This is a genomic window from Microbacterium sp. NPDC056736 (assembly GCF_042790415.1).
Taxonomy (GTDB): domain Bacteria; phylum Actinomycetota; class Actinomycetes; order Actinomycetales; family Microbacteriaceae; genus Microbacterium.
Genome location: NZ_JBHTZE010000001.1, coordinates 670,788 through 682,507, shown reverse-complemented (window position 1 = coordinate 682,507; position 11,720 = coordinate 670,788). Strand labels below are relative to the sequence as shown.

The 11,720-nt window shown below is 72.4% G+C and carries 10 protein-coding genes; 5 read left to right on the top strand and 5 right to left on the bottom strand.

All coding sequences use genetic code 11. The annotated features are described in order from the left end of the window. Positions 1-5: 5 nt before the first annotated feature. Entirely contained in the window at positions 6-575 is a 570-nt protein-coding gene (locus ACFRAL_RS03135; protein WP_378879621.1) for a DNA-3-methyladenine glycosylase I, read from the bottom strand. A gap of 73 nt (positions 576-648) precedes the next feature. Between ACFRAL_RS03135 and ACFRAL_RS03130 the strand changes: the two genes are divergently transcribed. Together ACFRAL_RS03130 and ACFRAL_RS03125 are read left to right on the top strand one after the other, a co-directional pair. Next, on the top strand, positions 649-1,197 hold the full coding sequence (locus ACFRAL_RS03130) for a type 1 glutamine amidotransferase domain-containing protein (RefSeq protein ID WP_378879618.1): 549 nt from the start codon (positions 649-651) through the stop codon (positions 1,195-1,197). A 201-nt stretch (positions 1,198-1,398) separates the two neighbouring features. Continuing rightward, the gene (locus tag ACFRAL_RS03125) at positions 1,399-1,797 is read left to right on the top strand and encodes a glucose-6-phosphate dehydrogenase (RefSeq protein WP_378879615.1); all 399 of its coding nucleotides are present in this window, start codon (positions 1,399-1,401) and stop codon (positions 1,795-1,797) included. Between the two features lie 9 nt (positions 1,798-1,806). Here the strand turns inward: ACFRAL_RS03125 and ACFRAL_RS03120 are convergent, their stop codons facing one another. Continuing rightward, positions 1,807-3,912, bottom strand: a complete 2,106-nt coding sequence (locus ACFRAL_RS03120; protein WP_336393858.1) for an acyl-CoA dehydrogenase — start codon at positions 3,910-3,912, stop codon at positions 1,807-1,809. 196 nt (positions 3,913-4,108) lie between these two features. On the opposite strand from ACFRAL_RS03120, the gene ACFRAL_RS03115 reads away from it, so the two are divergent. Then, on the top strand, positions 4,109-4,468 hold the full coding sequence (locus tag ACFRAL_RS03115) for a VOC family protein (protein WP_336393859.1): 360 nt from the start codon (positions 4,109-4,111) through the stop codon (positions 4,466-4,468). Positions 4,469-4,527: 59 nt separating this feature from the next. Further along, positions 4,528-5,796, top strand: a complete 1,269-nt coding sequence (locus tag ACFRAL_RS03110) for a GNAT family N-acetyltransferase (protein ID WP_378879611.1) — start codon at positions 4,528-4,530, stop codon at positions 5,794-5,796. A gap of 58 nt (positions 5,797-5,854) precedes the next feature. On the opposite strand, the gene ACFRAL_RS03105 is transcribed toward ACFRAL_RS03110, so the two are convergent. Next, entirely contained in the window at positions 5,855-7,540 is a 1,686-nt protein-coding gene (locus ACFRAL_RS03105) for a formate--tetrahydrofolate ligase (RefSeq protein ID WP_378879608.1), read from the bottom strand. A gap of 370 nt (positions 7,541-7,910) precedes the next feature. Here ACFRAL_RS03105 and ACFRAL_RS03100 point away from each other — a divergent pair, with 370 nt between their 5' ends. Beyond that, a complete protein-coding gene (locus ACFRAL_RS03100; RefSeq protein WP_378879606.1) occupies positions 7,911-8,372 on the top strand; it encodes a GNAT family N-acetyltransferase in 462 nt (153 codons plus the stop codon). Between the two features lie 96 nt (positions 8,373-8,468). Here ACFRAL_RS03100 and ACFRAL_RS03095 read toward each other — a convergent pair whose 3' ends face one another. Then, the gene (locus ACFRAL_RS03095) at positions 8,469-9,506 is read right to left on the bottom strand and encodes a hypothetical protein (protein ID WP_378879603.1); all 1,038 of its coding nucleotides are present in this window, start codon (positions 9,504-9,506) and stop codon (positions 8,469-8,471) included. Between the two features lie 145 nt (positions 9,507-9,651). Then, entirely contained in the window at positions 9,652-11,646 is a 1,995-nt protein-coding gene (gene recQ / locus ACFRAL_RS03090) for a DNA helicase RecQ (RefSeq protein ID WP_378879600.1), read from the bottom strand. Positions 11,647-11,720 lie beyond the last annotated feature (74 nt).

Here is an 11,720-nt window from a genome sequence, read left to right as displayed (position 1 = left end):
GTGGCCTACGCCCGCCAGCACCCCTCGACGTGGTCGTCGACCATCCCGGCCGATTGCATGAGCGCGTACATCGTGGTCGGCCCCACGAACCGGAACCCGCGCTTGCGCAGCGCCTTGCTGAGCGCGTCGGACGCGGCGGTCGTGGCGGGCACGTCCGCGAAGCTGAGGGGACGGCGGTGGGATGCCGGTGCGAACGACCACATGAACTCGTCGAGCTCTCCCGGCGCGAGGTCGGCGACCAGGCGGGCGTTGGAGATCGTGGCCTCGATCTTGGCGCGGTTGCGGATGATGCCGGCATCCGTCATCAACCGCGCGACGTCACCCTCGCCGAATGCGGCCACGACCTCGGGCTCGAAGCCGGCGAACACCTCGCGGAATCGCGGTCGCTTGCGCAGGATCGTGATCCACGACAGACCGGCCTGGAAGCCCTCGAGGCTCATCTTCTCGAACAGCGCCCTGTCGCCGTGCAGCGCGACGCCCCACTCCTCGTCGTGGTAGCGGGCGTACTCGAGGTCGTCGCCGACCCACGCGCAGCGCGCGCGGCCGTCGGCGCCGAGACGGACGTCGGTGCTCACCGCGCCAGCCTAGGGCCGGCCTGGACTGTCAAGCCCCTCTGGGGAGAACGGTGCCGCACGTAACGTGGCGGCCATGACTGATCTCACCGGAAAGAAGGTCGCGTTCCTCGCGACGAACGGATACGAAGACAGTGAGCTCACCTCCCCCTGGGAGGCCGTCACCTCTGCCGGCGCTACCGCTGTGATGGTGGCACCGGAGGGCGGCGAGATCGAGGGCAAGAACGGACACCGGCAGTCGGTGGACGTCTCGGCGTCGCAGGCGGACGCCGCCGAGTACGACGCGCTCGTGCTTCCCGGCGGCGTCGTGAACGCCGACCACCTGCGGATGGACGTGGACGCCGTCGCGTTCGGCCGGGCGTTCTTCGAGCAGCACAAGCCTGTCGGCGTGATCTGCCATGGCGGCTGGCTGCTCGTCGAGGCCGACGTCGTCGGCGGTCGAACGCTGACGAGCTATCCGAGCCTCAAGACCGACCTGCGCAACGCGGGTGCGACGTGGGTGGACGAGGAGGTCGTGGTCGACCAGGGACTCGTGTCGAGCCGGACGCCCGACGACCTGCCGGCCTTCAACGCCAAGGTCGTCGAAGAGATCGCTGAAGGCACGCACTCGGGCCAGACCGTCTGACCCCCGGCACCGGCCGCCGCTGCACGGGCAGTCGTGCGGCGGCGCTCGCGCGCCCGCGGGATGGCGTACCCCGGAGGGGATCGCGGGGTCGCGGCATCCGTTCGCCACCCGGTCGTCATCCCGCGATTGCCCGAGCGGGCCGCACGTCGCTTACGGTGGAATGTCGGGCGGCCACCGCTCGCCCCGGCGGGAGGGAACAGCATGAGGATCGTCGCGTCATCGGATTGGCGGGACGCCGTCCCCTTCGAGACCCCGGTCCTCGTCGCAGACGTCGTTCCTGGCGAGCCGACGCGGTGCTTCACGTGCGGGGCGGATTCCGAGCCGCTTGCGCGCACCGAGCTGTGGGCCTTCAAGCACCGCCACCCCAAGAACCACGACGGCTACGTGCGGTTCTACTGCGCCGCACACGTCCCGCAGGCGCAGCGCCGGCCGGAGCCGGCCACGACGCCGGCGACCCGCGCACGGGCGTCGCGCCCCGCAGCCGAGCGGCGCCCCGCCAAGCCCGTCATCCCGGAACGGCAGCGGGCGATGTGCCCGAACTGCTTCGTCGAGGTGTCGGCGACGGGCGAGTGCGGCATCTGCGGCTGGTCGGCCGACTGAGGCCCGGGGCTACTTCTTCTTGAGGGACTTCTCCGGCACCGGCGCCTCGCCGGACGCCGCGAGCGCGCGGTAGTACTCCCGCGCCTCGTCCTGGCGCTTGCGCTCGGCCCCCGACGCGATCGGCGCGCGCACATGCTCGGGGGCGAAGCCGAAGGCGTCCACGAGATCCTGAGCGTGCGGACGCAGCCGCGCGGCGAGCCGGTCGATGTAGCGCGAGACGGATGCCGCGCGCTGCGTCGACAGCCTCCCGTTGATGAGGTACCACGCGAGGTGCTTCTCGATCAGGTGCAGGCCGAAGAGATCGCGCAGCCACCGCAGGACGTGCTTCGTGCCCTCGTCGGAGACGCGGTTCACGCCGTCGGTGAACGCCTCCCACTGCAGCAGCTCGGCGTGCGCCCGAGCAGCCTCGATGAGCTCGGCCTGGTGACTGTTGAACAGCGCCGCGGCCTCGGACTGCGGGAGCTTGGACGCGGGGCGCAGGGCCGCGGCCACGTCGGCCACCATCTGCTGCACGCGCCCGGCGAGCAGCTCGTGCTGCTGGTCGGCCCGCAGGCCCAGCTCCACCGAGCGTGCGGTGGAGCCGAAGTCGGCCACCGCCTGACCCAGCTGCCGCAGGCCCGCGCCGTGGAAAAGCTTGCCCGCGGTCTGCCCGACGGCGAAGCGGGCGAGGGTCGCGGCATCCGCTCCCTTGAACTGCTTGGCGTAGTCGGCCAGCAGCCGCTTGCCGACCAGCTGGAGCAGGACGTTGTTGTCGCCCTCGAACGTCACGTAGACGTCGAGGTCCTGGTGCAGCCCCACCATGCGGTTCTCGGCGAGGAAGCCCGAGCCGCCGCAGGCCTCGCGGGCCTCCTGGATGGTGTCCAGCGCGTTCCACGTCGACAGGGGCTTGAGCGCCGCGGCCAGCGTCTCGAGATCCTCGCGCTCCTCGGGGGTGTCGTGGCGGCCCGAGAAGACGCCGTCGAACTTCTTCAGCAGCTCGTCGTGGCTGAAGAACTGCGCGTAGTTCTGGGCGAGCAGGGGCAGCAGGCGCCGCTGGTGCTTGCCGTAGTCCAGCAGCACGACCTCTTCGGTGCCGGTGCCCGAGTCGAACTGCCGGCGCTGGTTCGCGTACGTCAGGGCGATGTACAGGGCGAGCGCGGTGCCGGTCGTCGCGGCGCCGTCCAGCGACACGCGGCCCTGCACGAGCGCGCCGAGCATGGTGAAGAAGCGGCGGCCGGGACTCGGGATCTCGGACGTGTACGAGCCGTCGGCCGCGACCTGCCCGTAGCGGTCGAGCAGGTTGAAGCGCGGCACCCGGACGTGGTCGAACGCGAGCCGGCCGTTGTCGATGCCGTTCAGGCCGCCCTTGACGCCGTCGTCCTCGCTGACGATGCCGGGGAGCATGTTGCCCTCGTCGTCGCGGATCGGCACGAAGAAGCAGTGCACTCCGTAGTTGACGCCGCCCGTGATGAGCTGCGCGAAAACCGTCGCGGCTCTGCCGTGCAGCGCGGCGTTGCCGAGGTAGTCCTTGTACGCGCCGCGGAACGGCGTGTGGATCACGAACTCCTCGGCGGCGGGGTCGTAGGTGGCCGTCGTGCCGATGGCGGCGACGTCCGAGCCGTGGCCGGTCTCGGTCATCGCGAACGCGCCCGGCAGCGACATGTCGATGACGCCGGGCAGCCACTCCTCGTGGTGCTTCTCGGTGCCCAGCTGGAAGATCGCGGACCCGAAGAGGCCCCACTGCACGCCCGACTTGATCTGAAGGCTCGGGTCGGCGAGCACGAGCTCCTGGAAGCCGGCGATGTTGGCGCCGTTGTCGTTCAGGCCGCCGAACTTCTCGGGCATCGCGCGGCGCGAGCCGCCGTGCTCGACGAGCAGGTGCAGCTGCGTCAGGACGCGCTCTCGGTGCTCGGCCATCGGCAGGCCGTCGATGCGCCAGAACGCCGGGTCCTTGATCATCTCGCGGGCCTCGCGGCGGGTCTCGCCCCACGTGCCCAGCAGCAGATCGGTGACGGCGGCGACGTCGATGCGGGGCTCGGATGCCTCAGCCGCCGTGTGCGGCGCGGTGGGGGCGCCGCCGGCGGGCGTGCGCTTGCTGGTGGCGGGCTTCTTGGTGCGGACGGCGGCGTCGGCCATGTGCATCACCTCTCGGTGCAATGGACAGGAGCAAGTTCTCTCCGACCGTAGGACTCCCACAAGCGGTCATCAAAGCCGCTGGTGGATGTCTACAATCCGAGGGCCAGGCGTCGCGCGCCCGGGTTGTGCGAGACGCACAGGTGCGTGCCGGTCGCAGGCCTCCCCCCTCGGGCCGGGGAGTCCTAGGCTCGTCGGCATGACGCCTCCGCCGACCGCCATCACGACGGCCTTCATCCCGGTGCACGACCCTCGCGCCGGGGCGCTCTGGTACGCCGACGCGTTCGAGCTCGACGTCGTCGAGTCGTCGGACGCGTCGAGCGTCGTGGCCGGCTCGCATGGCCAGGTGACCCTGATGGGGCCGGCGAGCGGCATCCACACCGCGCCCGGCCTGCGCTGGGCGACCTGCAACTTCCGCGTCGACGACCTCGCGGTGGCCCGCGAGCGCCTCGCCCGACTCGGCGCGCACCCGGGCGACGTGCTCGGGGATCCGGCGCGGTGCCTGTTCTTCACCGCGACCGACCCCGACGGCAACACCCTCCTCGTCACCGACCGCTGAGGCAGCCGGTCGACGCGTGGGACCCGGGAGTGTCGGGAGCGGCGGCGACAATGGACCGGATGGCCGACCGCATCGTGACGCTGGAGCCGTGGGGACCCGACGACCTGCCGCTGCTCGAGCGCGCCAACACGCCGGAGATGACCGCGTACCTCGGCGGCCCCGAGACGCCGGCCGAGCTCGAGGAGCGCCACGCACGGTATCTGCGCCTGACCGCCGAGGGCACCGCGGCGATGTACCGCATCGAGGCCGACGGGGTGGCTGTCGGCGGCATCGGGTACTGGCCGGTCGAGCACGACGGCGCGCCGGCGTGGGAGACCGGATGGAACGTGTTCCCCGAATGGCAGGGGCAGGGCCTCGCGCGGGCGGCGCTGCGGCTCGTCGTCCGCGAGGTCGCACGGCGCGGTGACCGCGAACTGCTCGTGGCATACCCGGGCGTCGACAATCCCGCCTCGAATGCGCTGTGCCGCTCTGCCGGATTCGAGCATCGCGGCACCGGGCCCTGGCGCGGCGGCGAGCTGACCTTCAACGTCTGGGTGCTCGACATGTCTCCCCTCGACCTCGCCGGCCGTGTGCCCGAGGTCGACGAGACGTTCGCGTCGCCCGCTCTGGACGCGGAGCGCTGGTGGCCGTTCTACACACCGCACTGGTCGTCGCGGGATGCCGCGGGCGCGCGGTGGCGCGTCGACCCCGGCGGACTCGAGCTGCGGATCGACGCCGACACCGCACCCTGGGCGCCCGACCTCGACGGCAACCTGCGCGTCTCGCATCTGCAGACCGGGCAGTTCTCGGGCCCCCTCGGCACCGGGATCGGGCAGCATCGCTTCCGCCCGGGACTCAGGGTGCGCGAGGAGCAGCCGCAGCACCGGCTGTGGCTCGTGCACCACGGCGTCATCGAGGTGCGGCTCGCCGCGATCCGGCATCCCGACGCGATGGTGGCGTTCTGGCCGATCGGCTTCGAGGAGCGCCCCGACGACTGCGGTGAGATCTGCATCGCCGAGATCTTCGGCAGCGAGATCGACGAGGGCGGAGGCTGGGTCGGCGTCGGCGTCAAGCCCCAGAACGACCCCCGGCTTCGCGAGGACTTCGAGAAGATCCGCGTCGACGGCGACCTCACCGAGTTCCACGACTACGCGGTGGAGTGGACGGGTGACCGGCTGCGCTTCTTCGTCGATGGGCGCTGGGTCAAGACGGCGGCGCAGTCCATCGACTACCCGGTGCAGCTCATGCTCGACGTCTACGAGTTCCCGCGGGCCGACGGCACGCGCGACGCCGCGGCGCTCCCCCACGCGCTGCGCGTGCAGCGGGTGCGGTCCTTCCCGCCGGCCTGAAACCGGCTCGCGCCGCGTGCATCCGCGGCCCTGACGCGGCCGAAGCGCGTGACTCGCGTCAGAAGAGCCCGACGATCCGGCCGTCGTCGTCGACGTCGATGCTGTTCGCCGCCGGCACGGCGGGCAGGCCGGGCATGGTCATGATGTCGCCGCACACCATGACGACGAACCGGGCGCCGGCCGCGAGGCGCACCTCGCGGATGTCGACGGCGTGGCCGGTCGGGGCCCCGCGCAGCTTCGGGTCGGTCGAGAAGGAGTACTGCGTCTTGGCGACGCACACCGGGTAGCCCCCGTACCCCTCGTCCTGCAGGCGCTTGATCTGGGCGCGCACCGCCGTCGATGCGGTGACCTCGGACGCCCCGTAGATCCGCGTCGCGATCGCCGTCATCTTCTGCCACAGCGTCGCGTGGTCGGGATACGTGAAGTGCAGAGCGGATGCCTCGGCGCGAGGCTCCTCGCAGATCCGCACGACCTCGCGGGCGAGGTCCTCGGCCCCGGCGCCGCCCTCGGCGAAGTGCCTCGCGACGACCGCCTTCGCCCCGACCGCCTCGGCGGCGGCGATGAGCGCCGCGATCTCGGCATCCGTGTCCTCCGCGCGATGGTTGATCGCGACGACCGCGGGGATGCCCCACGTGTCGCGCACCGTCTCGAGGTGCCGGACGAGGTTGGCCGTGCCGCGCCGGAGCGCCGCCACGTTCTCGTGCGGCAGGTCCGCGACCTCGACGCCGCCGTGGTACTTCATCGCGCGCACCGTCGCGACGATGACGGCGACGTCCGGCCGGAGGCCAGTGGTGCGGCAGAGGATGTCGACGAACTTCTCGGCGCCGAGATCCGCGCCGAAGCCGGCCTCGGTGACGACGTAACCCGCCAGTCGCAGCGCCGAATCCGTCGCGAGGTACGAGTTGCAGCCGTGCGCGATGTTGGCGAACGGTCCGCCGTGCACGAAGGCGGGCGTGTGCTCGAGCGTCTGCACCAGGTTGGGCGCGAGCGCGTCGCGCAGCACCGCGGCCATGGCGCCGTGCGCCTGCAGGTCGCGCGCGCGGATCGCACGGCGGTCGCGCGTGTAGGCGACGACGATCTCACCGAGCCGTTCCTTGAGGTCGGCGAGGTCGGTGGCCAGGCAGAAGATCGCCATCACCTCGCTGGCCACGACGATGTCGAACCCCGCCTCGCGCGGGTAGCCGTTGGAGGGTCCGCCGAGCCCCACGACGGTGTCGCGCAGGGCGCGGTCGTTCACGTCGAGCACGCGGCGCCAGGTCACGCGGCGCACGTCGATGCCGAGCTCGTTGCCGTGGTGCACGTGGTTGTCGATGAGCGCGGCGAGCAGATTCGTGGCGATGGCGATGGCCGAGAAGTCGCCCGTGAAGTGGAGGTTGATGTCTTCCATCGGCACGACCTGGGCGTATCCGCCGCCGGCGGCGCCGCCCTTCATGCCGAACACCGGGCCGAGGGCAGGCTCGCGCAGGCAGATCATGGCGCGCTCGCCGATCCGGGTGAGCGCGTCGCCCAGGCCCACCGTCGTGGTCGTCTTGCCCTCGCCGGCCGGCGTCGGCGACACGGCGGTCATCAGGACGAGGCGGCCGCGGGGCTTGTCGCGCAGCGTGCGCAGGTGCCGCAGCGACACCTTGGCCTTGTACCGGCCGTACGGCTCGAGCTCGTCGTCGGGGATGCCGAGGCCCTCGGCGATCCGGCCGATCGGCCAGAGGTCGGCCTGCTGTGCGATCTCGATGTTGCTCGTGGCCACGTCGCTCCCCGTCGGCGGGCGCCGTCGCCCGCTCCTGCGCGTCAGGCTACCGCGGGGCGCCCCCGCGCCGAGAAACCGCGGTCTCGCCGAGTAACCCCGCTGTCGGCGCCGAGGACGTGGTTCTTCGACGAGAAACCGCGATGTCGGCGAGAAACCCCGGGCTGCCGCGGGCCCCCACCCCCTCGCCGAGATACCGGGATGTCGTCGAGAGACCCCGCTGTCGGCGCCGACAACGTGGCTGTTCGACGAGATCGCGGTTCGTCGGCGGGAACGGGAGGGGCAGGAGGGGGCAAGAGGGGGCAGGAGGGGGCAGGAGGGATAGGGGGCTGAGGGGGTGGGGCCGACGGGGGACGAGGCCTACGGTGGGGGCATGCCCGATCGAGTCGTGCGCAGGGCCGCCGTCGACGACGCCGATCTCGTCGCCGAGCTGCTCCACACCTTCAACACCGAGTTCGACACGCCGTCCCCGGGCGCGCCCGCGCTGGCCGATCGGCTGCGTGAGCTGCTGGCCGAGCCGCACACGTTCGCGCTGCTCGGCGGCGACCCCGCGGTCGGCGTCGCGCTCGTGACGCTGCGTTCCAACGTCTGGTACCCCGGACCGGTCGCGCTGCTCGACGAGATGTACGTCGCGCCGCATGCGCGCGGGGCCGGCATCGGCGGCGCGATCGTCGACCGTCTCGTGGCGGAGTGCCGCCGGGGCGGGGTCTCGGCGATCGAGATCAACGTCGACGAGGGCGACGTCGACGCGCAGCGCTTCTACGAGCGCCACGGCTTCTTCGGAGGGGACCCCGACACCGGTGAACGGGCCTTCTACTTCTCGCAAGAGCTCTGACCCGCACGGCCCACCGCAGCGCCCGGTGCGGGGTGCGCCGCGCGGACCCCGGCGATGGAGACGGATGCCGCCCGCCAGCGCCGCGGTCGCACCGGCCTAGCCCGCCAGGAGCTCCAGCGCCGCGGCCGCGACCGCCTCGGCGTCGTCACCGGTCGCCAGGAGGCGGTTGGGTCCGACGACGACCAGCACCTCGACGGAGCGCGCACTGCTCTTCTCGTGCGCGAAGCGGTAGGCGGCATCCGCCCCCGGCATGGTGATCGGCGTGGCCTCCGCGACCGCGAGCTGGGCGTCGGAGGGCGCACCGACGCCCGCCTGCAGGTAGAGCTCGGCGGTGCGCGCCGAGCCGCTGGAGAGGTCGTACCAGGGGCACCACTGGGCGACGCCTGCCCCCGTGATGATGTCCCACGCAGCGCCTTCGGGAACGTTGTCACCGGGGAATCCCCGCTCGGGCGCGGTCATCCCCGCCGCGGCGGCGACGACGGGTTCGAAGGCATCGCAGGCCGGCAGGTCCCACCAGTCCTCGGCCGGCGCCGTCGGGGTGCCGGCGAACTCCTCCTGCTCATGCGCGAAGACCGACTGGATCGCGATGTCGACCGCCGCGGTCAGGAGCTCCGTCTCCTCCGGTGAAGCCGCCTCACGCTGCTGGAGCTGCGGGGCCTCGGCGAGCACCCACATGCCGGAGCGGATCTCGCCGCGCCCGCAGATGCCCCACTCGTAGCAGGAGTAGGCCTCGCGCGCTGCGACGAGCTCAGCCGGAACGGCCCCGACCGGCGCGACCACGACCGCCAGCCGCTCGATCTGCGACGTCTGCGCCACCCAGAGGCAGGCCAGTCCGCCCAGCTGCGCGAGCGAGCCCGAGGGGTCGGGCATGACGCCGCGCAGATAGCTCTGCTCCCGCACGGTGGGCTCCTCCCCGTCGAAGACGTCGGCGAGCACGTCGGCCGGAAGGACGCGCGCGCAGTCTCCGTCGAAGGGCACCTCGGCCTGCGCGGGCTCCGGAGTCGGCGTCGGCGTGGCGCTGGGCCGTGGCTCGACGGTGGACGGCGACTGCGTCGCCGCCGGGGTGCCCGCACAGCCGGTCAGCAGGGCAGCGACGGCGATCAGGGCGGCGACGGCGAGGCGAGGAGTCGTCATGTCGCTCACGGTAGTGCACGCCCGACCGCGGGATCGGTCGCCCTCATAACGGATCGAGAACGGATGCATTCTCTCATCGGAATGCGGTCGGCGGAGGGGACGGATGCCGCCACCCGATGCGCTGGGACGAGCGTCGGCCGCCGCCCTACGCGGCCTCGCGGATGACGCCGAGCACGGCCTCGCCGTACGCCTCGCGCTTCTTCGCGCCGATGCCCGCGACCCCGTCGAGGTCGGCGAGCGATCCGGGCCGCCGCTCGGCGAGAGCCCGCAGCGTCGCATCGCCGAACACGATGTACGCCGGCACGCCGAGGTCCTTCGCGACGCCGGCCCGCCAGGCGCGCAGCGCCTCGAACACGCCGACATCGGCCGGGTTGAGGCTGTCGGGCGCGTTGGTCTTGCGCACCCGGGCGACGCCGCCGGAGCGTCCCATCACGTCGCGACGCAGCGGCACCGGGGTCTCACCGCGCAGGACGCCGGCGGCAGGCTCACCGAGGGCGAGGGTGCCGTATTCGCCGCGGGCGACCAGGATGCCGCGCGCCAGCAGCTGACGGACCACGCTGCGCCAGTCCTGCTCGCTGAGGTCGGCGCCCAGCCCATAGGTCGACAGGGCGTCGTGCCCCTGCTGGCGGATGCGGTCGTTCTGGGCGCCGCGAAGGATGTCGATGAGATGTCCCGCGCCGAAGGCCTGACCGCGCTCGCGCTGCAGGCGCACGATCGTCGAGAGCAGCTTCTGCGCGGGGACGAGACCGTCCCACGTCTCGGGAGCCTCGAGGCAGGTGTCGCAGTTGCCGCACGGCTGGGAGGGCTCGCCGAAGTACGCGAGCAGGTTCTGGCGGCGGCATCCGACGGTCTCGCACAGGCCGAGCATCGCGTCGAGGTGCTGGCCCAGCCGGGTCTTGAATGCCCGATCGCCGGGCGACTGGTCGATCATGCGGCGCTGCTGCACGACGTCGCCGAGCCCGTAGGCCATCCAGGCGACGGATGCCTCGCCGTCACGGCCGGCCCGACCCGTCTCCTGGTAGTAGCCCTCGACCGACTTCGGCAGGTCGATGTGGGCGACGAAGCGGACGTCGGGCTTGTCGATGCCCATGCCGAACGCGATGGTGGCGACCATGACCACGCCGTCCTCGCGCAGGAACCGCGACTGGTTCGCGCTACGCGTCTCGGCCGGCAGGCCCGCGTGGTACGGCAGCGCGTCGACGCCCTGCGCGGAGAGGAACTCGGCAGTCTGCTCCACCGACTTGCGGCTGAGCGCGTAGACGATGCCGGCGGCACCGGCGCCCTGGGAGCGGATGAAGGCGACGAGCTGACGCCGCGGGTCGGACTTCGCCTCGATGCGGTACTGGATGTTCGGGCGGTCGAAGCTGGCCACGAAGTGGCGCGCGCGGGGCAGCTGCAGCCGCTCGGTCATCTCGCGATGCGTGGCGGGGGTCGCCGTCGCGGTCAGCGCGAGACGCGGGACGCCGGGGAACCGCTCGGCGAGCGCGCCCAGCGCGAGGTAGTCGGGCCGGAAGTCGTGGCCCCACTGCGACACGCAGTGGGCCTCGTCGATCGCGATCACGCTCAGCCGGCCCCGGGCGAGGAAGCGCAGCGTCGTCTCGGTGTTGAGCCGCTCGGGAGCGACGTACAGCAGGTCGAGCTCGCCCGCGAGGAAGGCGCGTTCGACCGCCGCCCGCTCCGCGGGCGCCTGGGTCGAGTTGAGGTAGGCCGCCCGGACGCCGTTGGCGACGAGGGCGTCGACCTGGTCGTGCATGAGCGCGATGAGCGGGCTGACGACGAGGCCGGTGCCGGGGCGCACGAGCGCGGGCACCTGGTAGCAGACGCTCTTGCCGCCGCCCGTGGGCATCAGCACGACGGCGTCCCCGCCGGCGATCACGTGGTCGACGATGGCGTCCTGCTCGCCGCGGAAGGCGTCGTAGCCGTACACCTCGCGCAGCACGGCGCGCGCGTCGGTGCCGGTGAAGTCCCGGCGGGGCCCCGCGCCGGCGAAGGGATCGATCGGCGCCGACCCGGCCGCGAGGGGGTCGGACGGAGGCATCCACCCGTCCTCCGGGGGCGCCCAGGAGTCGTCCGGCGGAGGCGCGACCTCGTCGGCCTCCCACGCGAGATCGGCGTACGGGTCGCCCTGCGGGATCGTCATCGCTTCCAGGGTAACCGCGGCCCCCGACGCGGGACCGCCCGCCCGCGGATGCGGCGGGAACCGGTGCCGGCCGT

Excerpts from the sequence above, each read along its gene's own strand:
- ACFRAL_RS03100 (WP_378879606.1), top strand. The coding sequence starts at position 7,911 with ATGCCCGATCGAGTCGTGCGCAGGGCCGCCGTCGACGACGCCGATCTC.
- ACFRAL_RS03095 (WP_378879603.1), bottom strand. The coding sequence starts at position 9,506 with ATGACGACTCCTCGCCTCGCCGTCGCCGCCCTGATCGCCGTCGCTGCC.
- ACFRAL_RS03110 (WP_378879611.1), top strand. The coding sequence starts at position 4,528 with ATGGCCGACCGCATCGTGACGCTGGAGCCGTGGGGACCCGACGACCTG.
- recQ (WP_378879600.1), bottom strand. The coding sequence starts at position 11,646 with ATGACGATCCCGCAGGGCGACCCGTACGCCGATCTCGCGTGGGAGGCC.
- ACFRAL_RS03130 (WP_378879618.1), top strand. The coding sequence starts at position 649 with ATGACTGATCTCACCGGAAAGAAGGTCGCGTTCCTCGCGACGAACGGA.
- ACFRAL_RS03125 (WP_378879615.1), top strand. The coding sequence starts at position 1,399 with ATGAGGATCGTCGCGTCATCGGATTGGCGGGACGCCGTCCCCTTCGAG.
- ACFRAL_RS03120 (WP_336393858.1), bottom strand. The coding sequence starts at position 3,912 with ATGGCCGACGCCGCCGTCCGCACCAAGAAGCCCGCCACCAGCAAGCGC.
- ACFRAL_RS03115 (WP_336393859.1), top strand. The coding sequence starts at position 4,109 with ATGACGCCTCCGCCGACCGCCATCACGACGGCCTTCATCCCGGTGCAC.